Below are 17,788 nucleotides of genomic sequence, written 5' to 3' on the forward strand. Positions count from 1 at the left end.
CAAGAATCAGGATAAAACACATCGCTCCAGGTAGTCTAAAGACTACTAACATAATAGTCCGAAGTCAGAGAATCGGACAGCGCATTCTTGATTCTTGTCTCTTGACTCTTAATTCTAAGATCCTTTATTGATCTCGGTCCAAAGAAGATCTTTCAATTCCGTCAGATTCTTTTGCGCTACGGAGGATATGAATAAAGAAGGAACGCCCTCAGGGAGTTCTTTTTTCATTTCGGCCTGAAGCTCATCATCAAGCATATCCATCTTGGTAACTGCTAAAACGCGGGGCTTGTGCATCAGTTCGGCATTGTATTGCTCCAGCTCGTTCAGTAATATCTCGTATTCTTCTTTAATGGTACGGTTAGTGTCGGCAGGTACCATAAATAATAGTACCGAGTTACGTTCAATGTGCCTCAGAAACCTGAAACCTAAACCCTTGCCTTGTGATGCCCCTTCAATAATTCCGGGAATATCGGCCATCACAAATGAGCGGTTATTACGATACGATACAATGCCCAGGTTTGGCACCAAGGTAGTAAAGGCATAGTCGGCAATTTCCGGCTTAGCAGCTGATACTACCGAAAGCAGGGTTGATTTGCCCGCGTTCGGGAAACCTACCAAACCCACATCGGCCAATATTTTCAGCTCCAGTATATTCCAGTCTTCCTTGCCATCTTCGCCGGGTTGGGCAAAGCGGGGGGTTTGCTGGGTAGGGGTTTTAAAGTGCCAGTTGCCTAAGCCACCGCGACCACCAGGTGTTAATATTTTTGTTTCGCCATCCTGGGTTATCTCGAAGATGATCTCTCCCGTTTCGGCATTTTTTACCGTTGTACCCAGGGGTACTTCCAATATCTCATCTCTTCCGGTTTTTCCGCTTCTTAAGGAGCTACCGCCCGAATCACCGTCGCCGGCAATTACGTGTTTACGGTATTTCAAATGAAGCATGGTCCAGAGCTGGGCATTGCCTTTGATGATCACATGACCACCGCGGCCGCCATCTCCACCATCCGGGCCACCTTTGGATGTTAATATATCACGGTGTAAATGAGCAGAGCCCGCCCCTCCGTGGCCAGAGCGGCAACAGATCTTCACATAATCAACAAAATTGGAACCCTGCGACATTGTATTTTTTATTTTAATTTGTCCAAAAGCCCGAAAGTCAGTAAAGTCCGAAAGGTTAAGAATTTTGATTTTCTCAACTTCCGGACTTTACTGACTTACCCGACTTGCGGACTGTCTTTTTACTTAATAATTTTCGATAACCGTATCAATTGCGCCATATATCTGGTCAATTGAGCCAATACCGTTTATGCTGGTAAACTTATGCTGGTTTTTATAAAAATTAGCAACCGGCGCTGTTTTATCATTGTACTCTTTAATACGTTTGCGGATAACTTCCGGGTTGGCATCATCTGCACGACCTGAATCTTTACCACGCAATAAAAGGCGGTGCTCCAGTTCGTCGTCATTTACCTCCAGGGCTATCATGCCAGATATGGCCGACTCTTTTGATTTCAGTAGCTGGTCTAATGCTTCGGCTTGTGCCACGGTGCGCGGAAAGCCATCAAATATAAACCCTTCGGCATCTTTATTAGCATCCAGCTTATTGCTGATCATGCCTATAACTACCTCATCCGGAACCAGCATCCCCTCATCCATCAGTTTTTTCGCCTCTAAACCAAGCTTTGTTCCTTGTGCAATTTCGCCGCGTAAAAGGTCGCCTGTTGAAAGGTGTATTAAACCGTGTTTTTCAATAAGCTTTTGCGACTGAGTCCCTTTCCCTGCTCCGGGAGGGCCAAACAATACCAGATTTAGCATGCTCTATACAAATTAAAAGCCTTTCGGTACAACACAGAAAGGCTTAACGTTATGGTGCACTTGAAGGGAGTCGAACCCCTAACCTCCTGATCCGTAGTCAGGTGCTCTATCCAATTGAGCTACAAGTGCTTTTTGAAACGGAATGCAAAAATAGAATTTTTCACCGTCCGTTGCAAACTTTTTTAAAATAACTTTCTGATTTATTTTTTCTGAATAGCCAAATAGCTGATTTGATGCTTACTAAGCCGTTTCTCTTTTTCAACCGGCAGCCTTGCATCAGCTCAAAACTACTTTACTATCTCGGCTATAGCTGCAAAATCGGGCAGTTGACCTGCGTCTTCCAGCACTTCAGCATAGATAATATTCTGCTCTTCGTCAATTACAAAGGCCGAACGTTTGGAAACGCCTTTCAGGCCCAGTACAAATTCTTCATACAAAGCGCCGTAAGCGGCCGATACTTCTTTGTTAAAGTCAGACAGCAGATCAAACTGATAATTGTTCTCAGCCTTGAATTTGGCCAATGTAAAAGGCGAGTCGACGGATATACCTAATATCACAGCATTCAATCCGTCATAGTACCCAAAGCTATCGCGCATGGTACACAGCTGTGTGGTACAAACACCGGTAAACGCTAAAGGGAAGAAATGTACAACTACTTTTTTGCCTTTAAAATCGGCTAATGATACCGACTTGATATCGGTTGATAATAGTGAGAATTGAGGTGCCGCCTGGCCTGCTTGTAATGTCATAGTTAATGTTTTTATTACAAATAAAAAAAAATTACTGGCTTTATTAGTAATCAGCGGGTAATTAATTGCGTTTAATATAATTTTGAGTCATGAAATATCTATTGTTTGCTTTATTCCTGCTATCATCTACTTTCACCAAAGCGCAAACCAGGCCATTCCGCATCAGTACGCAGCATTTAACGGGCAATGTATATGTATATATTTCTTATGGCCTGCCCGATGATAAAACACCATTCCCAGCCAACGGCCTCTATATTGTAACACCGGCCGGCATTGTATTGATTGATACCCCCTGGGACGAGGATCAGACCCGGCAATTGATAGATACCATCAAACAACGTTATCATCAAAAAATAGCGCTTTGCATATCCACCCACTTCCACACCGACCGTACCGCGGGGCTCGATGTGTTAAAAAAGAATGGCACCAAAACCTACACCAGCGTATTAACCAAACAGCTGGCCAAACAACACAACGATAAACAACCCGAGTTTACCTTTACTAAAGACACCGTTTTTAACATTGGCGGCGTAAAGGTGCAAACCTATTTCCCGGGCGAGGGCCATACCAGAGACAACATTGTAATATGGCTGCCCCAAACCAAAGTATTATTTGGCGGCTGCCTCATCAAAAGCATGGATACCAACGAAAAGGGTTACACAGCCGATGGCAATATTGCCGAATGGCCCCTAAGCGTAAACCGGGTTAAAAATCGTTTCAGGGATATCAAATATCTTATTCCAGGTCACCAGGGATGGCAGGGCGATACCCTGATGCTGAACCATACTATAGACATAGCGAGACAGAAATAATTATTTATTTAAGAGGGCTTTATTACTCCTACGGAGTAACCTTCCTTTTTCCTGACGATGCTATATTTCCTATTTCTTTAACAAATCATCAATTATCGCGGTCGCGTTCTTTTCAAAATCATCACCATAACCAACATGTACATTGGCTATTTTTCCTTTTTTGTCAATGTAATAAAAAGTAGGAAAAGCTTTTACATGATATGATTTGACTACATCGGCCGCATTAACGTAGCCCGGGTATTTTAAACGGTAATTTTTTTCAAAGTCCAAAACAGATTGCTTACTATCTCGCTCCGTTAGGCTTGCTATTATAAAGTTTTTGCCTTTATATTTTTCAAAAAGATTATTTAATGGTTTTAAAGAAAGCATACAACCAGCACAACCAATAAAATAAAAATCCATCAATACAACTTTACCTTTCAATCGTGTTAAGGACGTTTTCTTACCATCGGCAGTATACAAAGTCCAGCCGGGTGCAACACTCCCTAAGGCTAACAGATCAGTTTGCTCTTTGGGTAAAGCAGGCTGCTCTTTGGGTGGATGAAAGCCCTTAGGGATTGTTATCGAAGCTATATCAATATTATCCTCATTAAATTTATAATCAGAATAACGGGTTTCGGAATAATACATGGTAGCACCATTACCAAAACTCATATCTCTTGATCTGATGATGATACAATCGGGCATACCTGATAACTTGTCGATATACAAATGCACATAGGAATAGTCGTGTTCTTTATTAATGAGCGTGTCTTTTATATTAACAATTAAATGATAGTTATCAACTGCATTGATGGTAGTATCGCTGGTTTTTACAACTTTTGACAGTCCTTTTTCCAGGCGGCCCTGTATCCATTTTAAACGCCCTGGCAATGTACTCTGTAGCGTGTAGCCCGTCATCTGCGGGCTTTGTATTTGATAAGTACTGTCATTAGGATCTGTATGTATCAGCTGTTGCCCATTGTACAAATCTGCAGAAGTAAATTGATCATTTTCCTTTTTGGTTTCTATGTTAAGCAGATAACCCCAGTTTTTATCACCGGATGCTTTTTCAAAAACAGCATGATTTTGTTGTGTTACCGTATCATTGGTAAATATTTCCTTCATTCTATTGACAGACCGGTAGCTAAAGTTTTTATAGCTTTCCATTTTATCCATAATTTGTCGAACTGAAACTACCTGCGCGTTCACGCTTGCACCAAACAAAACAAATGCGAGGCAGATAAATGGCTTCATAAGTCTTCTGATAAGGTAAATCATGCTATGTGGGTTATAATTATCAATCAGCTCTCTAAGATAATCCAAAAAGAAAAGCCTAAACAAACCTTAACTTTTTTTAACAACCCTCCGTAGCGTGCGCAGATAAATCGCTTTAAAAATTTGTTTGGCTAAAGCCGTTTTTCAAATGCCCCTACCCGCCCCATAAATGGGACGGCAATGAATTTTGATTTTACTTATAACTGTTTTTGCTATTAATTGCCGTTTGGCTTTAGCCAACGGTTAAATAAAAAATATAAAAAAGGTCTTTAATCTACCCTTTTTACAACATATCATCCCAAAGTGATTTCCTTACAGCATTATACCCCTCTTCTATATTTTCCTTATTTTTGATCATATGTACGCTGAATTTGAAACTTACCTCCGGGATAATATGCAGCTGTCTGACGATGAGCTCAGACTAATTCACTCCTTTGCTGTTGAAAAAAAGGTACGCAGAAAACAGGTGCTGCTGCAGGAAGGCGAGATATGCCGCTTCAAGATATTTGTTTGCAAAGGTATATTGCGCACCTACCGTACCCGTGAAGATGGCACCGAACATATTGTCCAGTTTTCGCCAGAGAATTTGTGGGTTACCGAGCCCGAAAGTTTACATAATCATACCCCTTCCCGTTATTATATCGATGCTGTGGAAGACAGCGAACTTATCTTTTGGACCAAAAGTGATTTTGATACCCTGTTTGTACAGATCCCCCGCTTAAAATATTTTACGGAGCGGCTCATCTCCCGCAATGTCACTTTAGGCCGCGATCGGATCTTTAGCGCTATCAGCGCAACACCCGAAGAAAAATACGATGAATTTGTACAAACCTATCCCAGCGTTTTTGCACGTGTGCCCCTGCACATGATCGCGTCATACCTCGGGCTTTCGCTCAAAACCCTTAGTCGCGTGCGGCATGCCCAGCTCAAACGATAGATAATGAATTTTCTCAAAGAAGGGGTGTCACCCTGAGCTCCGTCGAAGGATAGAGCGCAGAGGCCTACCCACCATACTTCGACTGTGCTCAGTATGACATCCTCTTTAGATAAATGAAAACAGCGTCAAATGTCCTCTTTTCCCCGTGCGGCATTGGCCAATTTTGTATTGTTAAAAAACGATTCAAATTTTTATTTATCTAATCAAAAAAACATGCGTGTATTTGTAACAGGCGCTACGGGCTTTGTAGGCTTAGCCATTGTTCAGGAATTAATAAGCGCGGGGCACCAGGTGCTTGGTCTCGCGCGTTCAGATGAGGGTGCGAAATCGCTTATTGCCGCCGGCGCCGAAGTGCACCGCGGCGATCTGGAAGATCTCGAAAGCCTGCGGTTAGGAGCAGCCATGGCCGATGGCGTTATCCACACCGCTTTTAACCACGATTTTACCAAATTTAAAGCCAGTTGTGAAGCAGACCGGCAGATTATCGGAGTGTTGGGTTCTGCGCTCATCGGTTCCGATCGTCCGCTGATCATTACTTCCGGTACCGGGCTGCTGGCAGGAAGACCGCTGGCTACCGAAGATATTGTACCCGACTTCAGCGCCTCACCTATTCCCCGTGTAGCTTCGGAAGAGGCAGCGATAGCCATAGCGGCGCAAGGCGTACGTACAGCGGTAGTTCGTCTGCCACCATCCGTGCATGACGATGGTGACCATGGCTTTGTTCCGGCGCTTATCCGCATGGCCCGGGAGAAAGGCGCTTCGGCATATATAGGCGAAGGACTCAACCGCTGGCCCACCGTGCACCGATTGGATGCCGCTCGTTTGTACAGGCTTGCGCTGGAGGACGGTTCAGCAGGAGCCCGGTATCATGGTGTTGCCGAAGAAGGTGTGTTATTCCGTGACATCGCCGGTGTGATCGGGCGCCATCTGGGTATACCGGTTGTGAGCAAGACTCCCGAAGAAGCCGCCGATCATTTTGGCTGGTTCGCGCATTTCGCGGCCATGGATAACCCGGCTTCCAGCGCCCAAACCCGCGAACAGCTGGGCTGGCAACCAAACGGCATCACCCTTATTACCGACCTGGAACAGGGAACCTATTTCGGGGAGTGAAAAGGATAACACTCACAACGGATGTCATGTTGAGCTCCGTCGAAACATGGTGGGCGTCTATACGCTCCACCGTTCGACGGGCTTAGGGTGACACCCTATTTTAATAACTCCTCTTAACGCTTGCGGATCTCCACCGTGCGACCCTAAGCGTGACTTATTTAGGTATTGAATGTGAGGGCGATGGAAATGATGATGATGGCGGTGTTGGCGATGATGAGGGGAGTGGCGGTGATAATAATGATAATTTGCCACCCGATGCGGTTATAGATAAAAAAGATCCCTGCATAGAAAAAGGCATTATCAACAGAAATAATGCAAACACCACAATAGCAGCACAAAATGCAGAAATATTATCCAAATCAACTACCAATGAATATGGAACTAATCAAAAATTAACCAGCTTATTGGGCAATACTTATGTCAATACGCCCGTTACAACTGATGGTTCAACAGGGGCTTTTACACCTGGTTTTACATGGAACAGCACAGACGGGTATACCGTTGGATGGTCACATGGGCACCCGGGAGGAAACTCGGCGTCACCTGATGATATTTTTGTAATGATAGACAATCTAACTAACCCGGATCTTATTGCCGCTGGTAGCCAATCTATAAAATTTTATCGCGATAATGTATCGATGACCATTGTTACTAAAACAGGAAATTACGTGGTAACCGTTAAAGACTGGGGTAAATTACAAACACTCTTTGACCGATTTAAAGACGATAGTGGTGGATTTGATGATAATTATGTTAACAATAGGGATGCATATCTTGCAGATCACACCTACTTAGGCCTTGGCCTTGCCGGTGTTTACTCCCTGATGAGCATCTTTGGCGATGCTATTAATATTTATCAGTCACCATATCCATCAACACCTTATTCACCATTAACTGTCGATCCTACTGATGCAAATCATACAGTGATCCCCAAACCATGCCCTCAATAAATAACCAATTATAATCACAAAAAAATGAAAAAGGTAATTTTCTTATTAATCAGTATTATTTATAGCCTGTCTTCTGTAGCTCAACAAACTTCTTTAAATGAAATGGTGAGTATTCAACTTCCTGTAGGAGCAAAAAAATTGAACAACGAACAAGCGATGGCTTTTATAAACAATAAGTTTGGCAGTGATGTAGCTGCATCAAACATTTTAAAAACAAATCCGGAACATGTATATCTGATCAATGATATACTGGTATCATTCATTCCTGGAACAGCAGGCGGACCGTTTGGTGGTGACTATCTGTTAAATGAAAAAAAAGGATTAGATGGGCTGTTCAAAAAAACCGCAGGTTATACCTCACAAATCAAAACAGTTAACAATAATCAGATATTGGTATGTCACTATATGACAAAAAGTTTTGGCATTTATAGGTTTTTATCTATTAATAGTACAGGCACCCGTTCTTTAAACTGTCGTTTGCAATTTGATAAAGCCGACATCGATAAGGGGGCCTTATTATCAGATAATTTATTACAGAATATAATGTTTACAAAGTAGATAATTGATTTAAGAGTTGCATATATACTCTCCCTAATATTGCGTATATTTGCCGGTATAGCAGCCCGTTTCTCTTCCATAAAAAGAGAAACGGGCTGTTTAGTTAAAGGGTAAAAGAGTCCCCAAATCGGCCAATTCCAACACAGTTATTTGACAATCAATTATTTAATACTTTTTAAAGTTTTTAAAACACGTTAAAACCGCGTTAAAATTTGTTAAAAAGTGTTAAAATCGAGGTTTTTCAAACGTTTTTGGGGCGTTTTTACGCTGTTTTTGAGCAGAAAAGTGTTAAAATTTAAGGTTTAAAAAGTTTTTGAAAATAGATGTGCAGATTTCAAATGTACAAATATGCAGATGAGGTTCTGAAGGCATAAAAATCAATAATTTACTAAATCAATAATTCAGTAATTAAATATGAAGGCAGTTGTTATAAGCCAGCCCGGCGCCCCATCCGTTTTGCAGATCGCAGAAAAACCGAAACCTGCCTACGCCCTAAACGAGGTGTTAGTAAAAGTGATGGCTGCCGGGGTTAACCGCCCGGATGTAAAACAGCGCGAGGGCAAATATCCCCCACCCGCTGGTGTAGTACAGGATATCCCCGGCCTGGAAATAGCAGGCACCATAGTTGAAACCGGCGCGGCGGTTACCCAATGGAAAATTGGCGACAAAGTTTGCGCCCTGGTAGCCGGAGGCGGTTATGCCGAATACTGCAACGCTCCCGAAGGCCAATGTCTGCCTGTTCCTGAGGGACTTTCCTTTATAGAAGCCGCCTCGCTGCCCGAAACGTTTTTCACTGTTTGGAGCAATGTGTTTGATCGGGCTAACTTAAAAGGCAATGAAACCTTGCTGGTTCATGGCGGCTCGAGCGGTATTGGGGTTACGGCCATACAAATGGCCAAAGCATTGGGCCACCCGGTTTATGTTACCGCCGGCTCCGACGAAAAATGCCGCTTTTGTGAACAATTAGGCGCTGCCAAAGCCATCAACTATAAAACCGAAAGTTTTACCGATATCATCAAACAACTAACCAACGACAAAGGAGTTGATGTGATACTGGACATGATAGGCGGTGATTATACACCGGGCAATATCCAGTCGCTGGCTGTTGAGGGGCGCCTGGTGATGATCAATACCATGAAAGGCAAGGATGCCCTGGTCGACCTGGCTCAGGTAATGATGAAAAGACTGGTGATCACCGGCTCCACCTTGCGGGCCCGGGATATAGCCTTTAAAGCCGCTATCGCACAAAAGCTGCAAGAAAACATCTGGCCCCTGCTGGCATCAGGGCAAATAAAACCGGTTATCTACAAAGTTTTCAAAGCCGAAGAGGCCGCTCAGGCCCATGAGCTGATGGAAAGCAGCGCGCACACAGGAAAAATTGTGTTGAATTTCGCGCATTAAAAAGGCCAAAACGGGTGTGCAGAAAATATATGCAAAAATGTTGACATTGCTATTTAAATATTTGGATAGAAATCTTAACTTTGCGCCTCTGAAATAGCATCTTATATTTTAACAGTAACAACTATTTCGCAGAAAAATTCTTTAAAACACCAGGTTATATATGCCAAACATTGGAAAAATATCACGGATCATTGGTCCGGTAGTTGACGTAAGTTTCGCTGATGATGCTCATCTTCCCAAGATTTATGATGCGTTAGAGATCACGAAAGATAATGGCCAAAAAGTAATTTTAGAAGTTCAACAGCATTTGGGTGAAGATCGCGTACGTGCGATCGCGATGGATTCGACAGACGGATTGCTACGTGGCATGAAAGTGTTGGATACCGAAGCCGCTATCAAAATGCCGGTTGGCGAAAACATTAAAGGTCGCGTGTTCAACGTAGTTGGTGATGCTATTGACGGTATCGCTAACTTGGATAAATCTAATGGCCGCCCTATCCACAATGTACCTCCACGTTTCGAAGATCTATCTACCGAAACTGAAGTATTGTTCACAGGTATCAAAGTTATTGACCTGTTAGAACCTTACGCTAAAGGTGGTAAAATTGGATTGTTTGGTGGTGCCGGTGTAGGTAAAACCGTATTAATTCAGGAATTGATCAACAATATTGCCAAGGCTTATTCTGGTTTATCAGTATTTGCCGGTGTAGGTGAGCGTACCCGTGAAGGTAATGACCTTTTACGTGAGATGCTTGAATCAGGCATTATTAAATATGGCGATGGCTTTATGCACTCGATGGAAGAAGGCGGTTGGGACTTATCTAAAGTTGATACCGAAGCTTTAAAAGAGTCGAAAGCAACATTCGTTTTCGGACAAATGAACGAGCCTCCAGGTGCGCGTGCTCGTGTGGCTTTATCAGGCTTAACCATTGCCGAGTATTTCCGTGATGGTGAAGAAGATGGTAAAGGTCGTGATATCCTGTTCTTTATCGATAACATTTTCCGCTTTACACAAGCAGGTTCTGAAGTATCGGCGCTGTTAGGCCGTATGCCATCAGCGGTAGGTTACCAACCAACACTGGCTACCGAAATGGGTACCATGCAAGAGCGTATCACCTCAACCAAAAGAGGTTCAATTACCTCAGTACAGGCAGTTTACGTACCTGCGGATGACTTGACCGACCCTGCGCCGGCAACAACCTTCGCTCACTTAGATGCTACTACTGTACTTTCACGTAAAATTGCCGAGTTAGGTATCTACCCTGCTGTGGATCCATTGGATTCTACATCACGTATCCTTAGCCCTGCTGTTTTAGGCGATGAGCATTACAATACTGCTCAACGCGTTAAAGAAACTTTACAACGTTACAAAGAGTTACAGGATATTATCGCGATCCTGGGTATGGACGAGTTATCTGAAGAAGATAAGCTGGTTGTATCCCGTGCTCGTCGTGTTCAGCGTTTCCTGTCACAACCATTCCACGTGGCCGAGCAATTTACTGGCTTAAAAGGTGTATTGGTTGATATCAAAGAAACTATCAAAGGTTTCAACATGATCATGGACGGCGAAGTTGATGAATACCCGGAAGCAGCTTTCAACTTAGTAGGCAGCATCGAAGACGCTATTGAAAAAGGTAAAAAACTATTAGCAGAAGCTAATAACTAATAGAATCAAGACATAAGAATCAAGAACCAAGAGAAAAGAAAAGTCTTAACTCTTGATTCTTGACTCTTGAATCTCAACAGAAATGACATTAGAAATTCTTACTCCCGATAAAAAAGTGTACGAGGGCGAAGCCACATCGGTAACCGTTCCAGGTACTTTGGGATTATTTGAAATATTAAACCACCATGCGCCTATCATCTCTACTTTACAGGATGGTAAGCTAACTGTGCGCGGTGGCAGCGCTGCTAAAGAAGAAGTTTTTTTTATTAAAGGCGGCGTGGTTGAAGTATTAAACAATAAGGTCATTATTCTTGCTGAAGGCATTCAGCACAAGTAACCCTTATACCTACATTTACAAAAAACGCCCGGGTATAACACCCGGGCGTTTTTTTATGGCATTTTTTTCGACAGGGGGATTTAACAAATTACACCAACCACAAATTAGCGCACCCTTTTGAGTTAGGGAGTAATTCAATCAACAAAAAGTTGGTTTACATGGTTTACACTTTTTATGGTTTACACTTATTTAATTAATTGATAGTCAATAAATTAATTTTATTTCACTATAAAAAAACGGTTTACAGTGTAAACCATGTTCTTAGGATAATACTACTGGCTAAACATTAATTCATAGGCGACAACACATTAACGGGCACTGAACAAACTGAATCCTTTTTTTATCGGCCCATATTTAAAAGTTGTTTAAATTAAGGGAAGTAAATTTTCAGGCAAATTATATAAAGATAAAGCAACATCATTAAGCAGTAATTACACTATGCAAAGCAATCCGATTTTTACAACTTCTGCATCAGCTTTAGCCATTTCAGGAAGAAAATCGACAACTTACTATGCATGCATAAAAAATGTACCGAATACCGTTTTGAACTTTGGTATATTTTATAACATACATTATTGCTATATTTTTATTTTAAACAGAATTAAATTTCATATTTATAATAAAAACAGCATAAAATACTTTTTTAAAAAAAAAATTCGCAGCTATTGCTATTCTTTATTGCTATATCTACCTTACAAATACAGATTCGTACTGTGCGAATAAAACAGGATCAACAGGCAGAATTATTTACAAATTAGTCTATCATACCAAATAAAAATGAGTTCATCATCAGATACTACAGCGGCTATAGAATTGAATAAGTACAGCAAAACCTTTACGCAGGACGAAACACAACCTGCTGCCAAGGCCATGTTATACGGCATAGGTTTAACTGACGACGACATGGAAAAAGCACAGGTTGGGGTAGCCAGCATGGGTTACGATGGTAACACTTGCAACATGCACCTGAACGATCTGGCCAAGCTGGTTAAACAAGGTATCTGGGATGAGGATATGGTAGGCCTGATATTTCATACCATTGGTGTAAGCGACGGTATGAGCAACGGTACCGAAGGTATGCGCTATTCATTAATGAGCCGCGATATCATTGCCGACTCTATTGAAGCAGTTACCGGTGCACAGTATTATGATGGCTTAATTACCCTGCCGGGCTGTGATAAAAACATGCCGGGCTCTATTATGGCTATGGGCAGGTTAAACCGTCCATCGATCATGGTATATGGTGGTACTATTAAACCCGGTCACTGGAAAGGTGAAGACCTGAACATTGTATCGGCATTTGAGGCTTTGGGAAAAAAGATTGCCGGCCAGATAGATGATGTTGATTTTATGGGCGTAATTAAAAACGCTTGTCCAAGCGCGGGCGCCTGCGGTGGCATTTATACAGCTAATACTATGGCCGCCGCTATTGAGGCATTAGGTATGAGCTTGCCCTACTCGTCATCGAACCCGGCATTAAGCGAAGATAAAAAAGCAGAGTGCCTTGCCGCCGGTAAAGCGATCAAGATATTGCTCGAAAAAGATATTAAACCATCAGACATCATGACCCGCGAGGCATTTGAAAATGCCATGGTAGTGATCATGGTATTGGGTGGCTCAACCAACGCAGTATTGCATTTAATTGCCATGGCCAAGAGCGTTGATGTTAAAGTAACTCAGGATGATTTCCAGACGGTAAGTAACCGCATCCCGGTATTAGCCGATATGAAGCCAAGCGGTAAATACATGATGGAAGATCTGCACAAGGTTGGCGGTGTACCTGCAGTAATGAAATATTGCCTGAGCCAGGGATGGTTGAATGGAGATTGCCTTACTGTTACCGGTAAAACCATTGCTGAGAATTTAGCAGATGTTCCAGAGATCAATTTCGAAACACAAACTATAATCCGCCCGGCCGAAAAACCAATTAAAGCAACAGGCCACTTACAGATATTATACGGAAATCTTGCCGAAGGTGGCAGCGTAGCAAAGATCACCGGTAAAGAAGGTACCAGCTTTGAAGGCCCGGCCCGTGTATTTGATGGCGAATTTGAATTAATCCATGGCATACAAAGCGGACGTGTTAAGGCTGGAGATGTAGTAGTTATTCGTAACGTAGGTCCTAAAGGAGCTCCGGGCATGCCAGAGATGCTAAAGCCTACTTCCGCCATATTTGGCGCTGGCCTGGGTAGTTCCGTAGCATTAATTACTGATGGCCGTTTTTCGGGCGGAACACACGGCTTTGTAGTTGGTCACATTACACCAGAAGCTTATGATGGCGGCGGTATCGCTTTTGTAAAAGACGAAGACCGGATATTTATTGATGCCGTTAACCGCACCATCAACGTGATCATCAGCGACGAAGAATTTGCCGCCCGCAAAGCAGCCTGGAAACAACCTGCTTTAAAAGTAAGCAAAGGCTTATTATACCGTTACGCCAAAACAGTAAGTACCGCTGCCGAAGGTTGCGTAACTGACGAAATGCCGTAAAATTATACGTATAACGTTTTACGTTGTACGCAATTAAAATCGAATAAATAAAAACGTATCACGTAAAACGTACTACGTAAAACAACAATAAACATACAACATAATACCCAACACTATGGAAGTTGCACAGGAAACACTAACTACACCCGCTCCAACAACAGCGGTAGAAGTTTCAGGATCAGTAGCATTATTGGAGGCATTAATTGTTGAAGGTGTTGATACCATCTTTGGCTATCCAGGTGGCGCTATCATGCCCATCTACGATGCTCTATTTGATTATAATGATAAACTGAACCACATCCTGGTCCGTCACGAACAGGGTGGTATCCATGCTGGTCAGGGTTATGCCCGTACTTCAGGTAAAGTGGGTGTTGTATTCGCAACCAGCGGTCCCGGCGCAACCAACCTGGTAACCGGCTTAGCCGATGCACAGATAGATAGTACCCCTGTGGTATGTATCACCGGTCAGGTATTTGCTCATTTGTTAGGTACCGATGCCTTCCAGGAAACCGACGTGATCAACATCACCACCCCGGTAACCAAATGGAATTACCAGGTAACTGATGCTAACGAGATCCCCGAGGTTATTGCCAAGGCCTTCTATATAGCCAAAAGCGGCCGTCCCGGACCGGTATTGATCGACATTACCAAAAACGCCCAGATACAAAAATTCAATTTTCAAGGTTATACCAAATGTAACCATATCCGTAGCTACAGGCCAAAACCTATTGTGCGTACGCAATACGTTCAAGAAGCTGCCGCGCTGATCAACCAGGCTAAAAAGCCATTTATCATTTGGGGCCAGGGTGTAATCCTGGGCAGTGCCGAGCAGGAATTTAAAGCTTTTGTTGAAAAAAGTGGTATCCCTGCAGCTTGGACTGTTTTAGGTGCCGGCGCTATCCCTACAGAACATCCTTTAAACGTAGGTATGTTGGGCATGCATGGTAATTATGGCCCTAACGTATTAACTAACGAATGTGATGTGCTGATTGCTATTGGTATGCGCTTTGACGACCGTGTAACCGGTCGTTTAGATAAATATGCCAAACAAGCCAAGGTAGTACACCTGGATATTGATCCGGCTGAGATCGACAAAAATGTAAAATCAACTGTACCGGTATGGGGCGACTGTAAAGAAACCCTGCCTATGCTGACCAAGCTGATTGAAGAAAAGAAACATACCGAATGGCTGAATACTTTTAACGAATACACCCGAAAAGAAATTGAAGCAGTAATTCATGACGAATTGAACCCAACTACCCCGGAAATGACCATGGGTGAGGTGATCAAACAACTCAATGAAATTACAAAAGGTGAAGCTATTATCGTAACCGACGTAGGTCAGCACCAGATGGTGGCTTGTCGTTATGCCCGATTCAATAAAACACGCAGCAACGTTACCAGTGGTGGTTTAGGCACTATGGGCTTTGCCCTGCCTGCTGCTATCGGTGCTAAATTCGGCGCCCAGGACCGCACCGTTGTGGCTATTATTGGTGATGGCGGTTTCCAGATGACCTTACAGGAATTAGGCACTATTATGCAAACCGGCATCGATGTAAAGATCATCATCCTGAACAATCGTTTCCTGGGAATGGTTAGGCAATGGCAGGAGTTATTTAATGAGCGCCGTTATTCATTTGTAGATATCCAAAGTCCTGATTTTGTTGCTGTTGCTGCTGCATACAGAATTGCCGGTAAAATGATCGATGATCGTAAAGATTTGCCTGCTGCATTAAATGAAATGCTGAGCACGAAAGGATCATTCCTTTTAGAAGTGATGGTAACTAAAGAGAACAACGTGTTCCCGATGGTACCGCAAGGATGCAGTGTAGCCGAGATCAGGTTGAAATAATTACAGCCTATAACCTTAAAAATAGCAATCATGAGTAATCAAGATACAGAGAAACAAGAATTTAACATCACGGTATACACCGAAAATCAGATAGGCTTGCTAACACGCATAGCCATCATATTTTCGCGCCGCAAGATCAATATCGAAAGTTTGAACACATCTCCATCTGAGATAGATAAAATTCACCGCTTTAACATTGTGATCACCGAATCTGAAGAAGTGGTACACAAGCTTGTTCGCCAGATAGAAAAACAGGTGGAGGTATTGAAAGCCTATTATCATACCAACGCCGATGTAATTTGGCAGGAATTAGCGTTATATAAGGTATCAACTGATGTTATTGCTGAAAAGGTAAGCGTTGAACGCCTGCTGCGCGAAAACGGTGCACGCGTAGTTGTACTGCGTAAAGATTATACCGTATTTGAGACCACTGGTCACCGTGAGGAAACTGACAATTTGATCAGTATATTGCAGCCCTTTGGCTTAATTGAATTTGTACGTAGCGCCCGGGTTGCTATCATTAAAGACAGTGATGGCTTCAACCGTAAACTACGCGAATTTGAAAGACTGGAACCAGGCGAAGAGGTGATAGAAAACGAATACCTTAACCAGGGTGAAAAAGTATTTACGATGTAAGCTGAAAGCCGAAAGGTTAAAGCTGAAAGCTAACAACTAAAATGACTGATTTTCGTATAAAATCGGTGAAATCAGAACAAATAAACTTAAAATAGAATAACCGGTGAAATCACTTACAATCGGTGAGGTCATCAAAATCATTAAAATAAAAACAAAACAATGGCAAAATTAAATTTCGGCGGTACTGAAGAAAACGTAGTAACCCGCGAAGAGTTTCCTTTATCAAAAGCGCAGGACGTATTAAAAGACGAAGTTGTAGCAGTAATTGGCTATGGCGTTCAAGGTCCTGGTCAGGCATTAAACCAAAAAGACAATGGCATCAATGTAATTGTTGGTCAGCGTAAAGGCACTAAAACATGGGATAAAGCTGTAAGCGATGGCTTTGTACCCGGCGAAACACTTTTTGAAATTGAAGAAGCTCTGGAAAGAGGAACTGTAATTTGCTATTTATTAAGTGATGCAGCTCAGATCGCTCTTTGGCCAACTGTTAAAAAACACTTAACTCCTGGTAAAGCATTATACTTTTCTCATGGTTTTGGTATTACTTTTAACGAGCAAACAGGCATCATCCCTCCTGCTGATGTTGACGTATTTTTGGTTGCCCCTAAAGGATCAGGCACTTCATTACGCCGCATGTTCTTACAAGGCCGTGGCTTAAACTCAAGCTACGCTATTTTCCAGGATGCAACTGGTAAAGCATTTGATCGTGTAATTGCATTGGGTATTGCCGTAGGTAGCGGTTACTTATTTGAAACCAACTTCAAAAAAGAAGTATATAGCGATTTAACCGGCGAGCGTGGTACGCTGATGGGTTGTATCCAGGGTATCTTTGCAGCTCAGTACGATGTATTGCGCGCCAATGGTCACTCACCATCTGAAGCCTTTAACGAAACTGTTGAAGAGTTAACTCAATCATTAATGCCATTAGTTGCAGAAAACGGTATGGATTGGATGTATGCCAATTGCTCAACTACAGCACAACGTGGCGCTTTGGATTGGTGGAAAAAATTCCGTGATGCTACTAAACCAGTATTTGAAGAATTGTACAAAAGCGTTGCAACAGGTAAAGAGTCACAACGTTCAATCGACTTAAACAGCCAGCCTGATTACCGTGAAAAATTGGATGCAGAATTAAAAGAATTACGCGAAAGCGAAATATGGCAAGCAGGTAAAACTGTACGCAGCTTACGCCCTGAAAACCAGGTTGTAGAAGCGTAA

General features: G+C 42.6%; 16 protein-coding genes and 1 tRNA gene. 12 read left to right on the forward strand and 5 right to left on the reverse strand.

The genetic code is table 11. The features are described from left to right. Window positions 1–114: 114 nt before the first annotated feature. The 4 genes from obgE to BLR84_RS26395 all read right to left on the reverse strand — a co-directional run bounded on the left by obgE (window position 115) and on the right by BLR84_RS26395 (window position 2,564). On the reverse strand, window positions 115–1,119 hold the full coding sequence (obgE, locus tag BLR84_RS26380; protein WP_090473256.1) for a GTPase ObgE: 1,005 nt from the start codon (window positions 1,117–1,119) through the stop codon (window positions 115–117). Window positions 1,120–1,242: 123 nt separating this feature from the next. Further along, window positions 1,243–1,815, reverse strand: coding sequence for an adenylate kinase (locus tag BLR84_RS26385; RefSeq protein WP_090473257.1), 573 nt, complete (start codon window positions 1,813–1,815; stop codon window positions 1,243–1,245). Between the two features lie 52 nt (window positions 1,816–1,867). After that, window positions 1,868–1,944, reverse strand: a tRNA-Arg gene (locus tag BLR84_RS26390). A gap of 158 nt (window positions 1,945–2,102) precedes the next feature. Continuing rightward, entirely contained in the window at window positions 2,103–2,564 is a 462-nt protein-coding gene (locus tag BLR84_RS26395) for a redoxin domain-containing protein (protein WP_090473258.1), read from the reverse strand. 89 nt (window positions 2,565–2,653) lie between these two features. Between BLR84_RS26395 and bla the strand changes: the two genes are divergently transcribed. Continuing rightward, window positions 2,654–3,376 carry a subclass B1 metallo-beta-lactamase gene (gene bla, locus BLR84_RS26400; RefSeq protein WP_090473259.1) on the forward strand — a complete coding sequence of 241 codons (723 nt, stop codon included), beginning with the start codon at window positions 2,654–2,656 and terminating at the stop codon, window positions 3,374–3,376. Window positions 3,377–3,445: 69 nt separating this feature from the next. Here the strand turns inward: bla and BLR84_RS26405 are convergent, their stop codons facing one another. Further along, window positions 3,446–4,612: a peroxiredoxin family protein gene (locus BLR84_RS26405; RefSeq protein WP_176852163.1), complete on the reverse strand. Its 1,167-nt coding sequence runs from the start codon at window positions 4,610–4,612 to the stop codon at window positions 3,446–3,448. A 379-nt stretch (window positions 4,613–4,991) separates the two neighbouring features. On the opposite strand from BLR84_RS26405, the gene BLR84_RS26410 reads away from it, so the two are divergent. The 11 genes from BLR84_RS26410 (at window position 4,992) to ilvC (ending at window position 17,788) form a co-directional block, all read left to right on the forward strand. Further along, entirely contained in the window at window positions 4,992–5,570 is a 579-nt protein-coding gene (locus BLR84_RS26410; RefSeq protein WP_090473261.1) for a Crp/Fnr family transcriptional regulator, read from the forward strand. Between the two features lie 213 nt (window positions 5,571–5,783). Continuing rightward, on the forward strand, window positions 5,784–6,680 hold the full coding sequence (locus BLR84_RS26415) for an SDR family oxidoreductase (RefSeq protein ID WP_090473296.1): 897 nt from the start codon (window positions 5,784–5,786) through the stop codon (window positions 6,678–6,680). Between the two features lie 149 nt (window positions 6,681–6,829). Next, on the forward strand, window positions 6,830–7,630 hold the full coding sequence (locus tag BLR84_RS26420) for a hypothetical protein (RefSeq protein WP_090473262.1): 801 nt from the start codon (window positions 6,830–6,832) through the stop codon (window positions 7,628–7,630). Between the two features lie 24 nt (window positions 7,631–7,654). Continuing rightward, a complete protein-coding gene (locus BLR84_RS26425; RefSeq protein ID WP_090473263.1) occupies window positions 7,655–8,188 on the forward strand; it encodes a hypothetical protein in 534 nt (177 codons plus the stop codon). Between the two features lie 414 nt (window positions 8,189–8,602). After that, on the forward strand, window positions 8,603–9,589 hold the full coding sequence (locus BLR84_RS26430) for an NAD(P)H-quinone oxidoreductase (RefSeq protein ID WP_090473264.1): 987 nt from the start codon (window positions 8,603–8,605) through the stop codon (window positions 9,587–9,589). 160 nt (window positions 9,590–9,749) lie between these two features. Then, complete coding sequence (atpD, locus tag BLR84_RS26435; RefSeq protein WP_076374642.1) at window positions 9,750–11,255, forward strand: F0F1 ATP synthase subunit beta; 1,506 nt, start codon at window positions 9,750–9,752, stop codon at window positions 11,253–11,255. Window positions 11,256–11,337: 82 nt separating this feature from the next. Next, complete coding sequence (atpC, locus tag BLR84_RS26440; RefSeq protein ID WP_076374640.1) at window positions 11,338–11,592, forward strand: ATP synthase F1 subunit epsilon; 255 nt, start codon at window positions 11,338–11,340, stop codon at window positions 11,590–11,592. A 777-nt stretch (window positions 11,593–12,369) separates the two neighbouring features. Next, window positions 12,370–14,082 carry a dihydroxy-acid dehydratase gene (gene ilvD / locus BLR84_RS26450; protein ID WP_218128494.1) on the forward strand — a complete coding sequence of 571 codons (1,713 nt, stop codon included), beginning with the start codon at window positions 12,370–12,372 and terminating at the stop codon, window positions 14,080–14,082. Window positions 14,083–14,197: 115 nt separating this feature from the next. Beyond that, a complete protein-coding gene (gene ilvB, locus BLR84_RS26455; RefSeq protein ID WP_090473266.1) occupies window positions 14,198–15,934 on the forward strand; it encodes a biosynthetic-type acetolactate synthase large subunit in 1,737 nt (578 codons plus the stop codon). 30 nt (window positions 15,935–15,964) lie between these two features. Then, window positions 15,965–16,570 carry an acetolactate synthase small subunit gene (gene ilvN / locus BLR84_RS26460; RefSeq protein WP_090473267.1) on the forward strand — a complete coding sequence of 202 codons (606 nt, stop codon included), beginning with the start codon at window positions 15,965–15,967 and terminating at the stop codon, window positions 16,568–16,570. Window positions 16,571–16,729: 159 nt separating this feature from the next. After that, window positions 16,730–17,788: a ketol-acid reductoisomerase gene (ilvC, locus tag BLR84_RS26465; RefSeq protein WP_090473268.1), complete on the forward strand. Its 1,059-nt coding sequence runs from the start codon at window positions 16,730–16,732 to the stop codon at window positions 17,786–17,788.

It is taken from the genome of Mucilaginibacter sp. OK268, from assembly GCF_900103125.1.
Classification (GTDB): Bacteria; Bacteroidota; Bacteroidia; order Sphingobacteriales; family Sphingobacteriaceae; genus Mucilaginibacter.

What these genes read in the sequence shown, in the direction of transcription:
- ilvN (WP_090473267.1), top strand. Translation starts at nt 15,965, where the DNA reads ATGAGTAATCAAGATACAGAGAAACAAGAATTTAACATCACGGTATAC.
- BLR84_RS26405 (WP_176852163.1), bottom strand. Translation starts at nt 4,612, where the DNA reads ATGAAGCCATTTATCTGCCTCGCATTTGTTTTGTTTGGTGCAAGCGTG.
- BLR84_RS26395 (WP_090473258.1), bottom strand. Translation starts at nt 2,564, where the DNA reads ATGACATTACAAGCAGGCCAGGCGGCACCTCAATTCTCACTATTATCA.
- ilvB (WP_090473266.1), top strand. Translation starts at nt 14,198, where the DNA reads ATGGAAGTTGCACAGGAAACACTAACTACACCCGCTCCAACAACAGCG.
- atpD (WP_076374642.1), top strand. Translation starts at nt 9,750, where the DNA reads ATGCCAAACATTGGAAAAATATCACGGATCATTGGTCCGGTAGTTGAC.
- BLR84_RS26385 (WP_090473257.1), bottom strand. Translation starts at nt 1,815, where the DNA reads ATGCTAAATCTGGTATTGTTTGGCCCTCCCGGAGCAGGGAAAGGGACT.
- ilvC (WP_090473268.1), top strand. Translation starts at nt 16,730, where the DNA reads ATGGCAAAATTAAATTTCGGCGGTACTGAAGAAAACGTAGTAACCCGC.
- ilvD (WP_218128494.1), top strand. Translation starts at nt 12,370, where the DNA reads ATGAGTTCATCATCAGATACTACAGCGGCTATAGAATTGAATAAGTAC.
- atpC (WP_076374640.1), top strand. Translation starts at nt 11,338, where the DNA reads ATGACATTAGAAATTCTTACTCCCGATAAAAAAGTGTACGAGGGCGAA.
- BLR84_RS26425 (WP_090473263.1), top strand. Translation starts at nt 7,655, where the DNA reads ATGAAAAAGGTAATTTTCTTATTAATCAGTATTATTTATAGCCTGTCT.
- bla (WP_090473259.1), top strand. Translation starts at nt 2,654, where the DNA reads ATGAAATATCTATTGTTTGCTTTATTCCTGCTATCATCTACTTTCACC.
- BLR84_RS26430 (WP_090473264.1), top strand. Translation starts at nt 8,603, where the DNA reads ATGAAGGCAGTTGTTATAAGCCAGCCCGGCGCCCCATCCGTTTTGCAG.
- BLR84_RS26415 (WP_090473296.1), top strand. Translation starts at nt 5,784, where the DNA reads ATGCGTGTATTTGTAACAGGCGCTACGGGCTTTGTAGGCTTAGCCATT.
- obgE (WP_090473256.1), bottom strand. Translation starts at nt 1,119, where the DNA reads ATGTCGCAGGGTTCCAATTTTGTTGATTATGTGAAGATCTGTTGCCGC.
- BLR84_RS26410 (WP_090473261.1), top strand. Translation starts at nt 4,992, where the DNA reads ATGTACGCTGAATTTGAAACTTACCTCCGGGATAATATGCAGCTGTCT.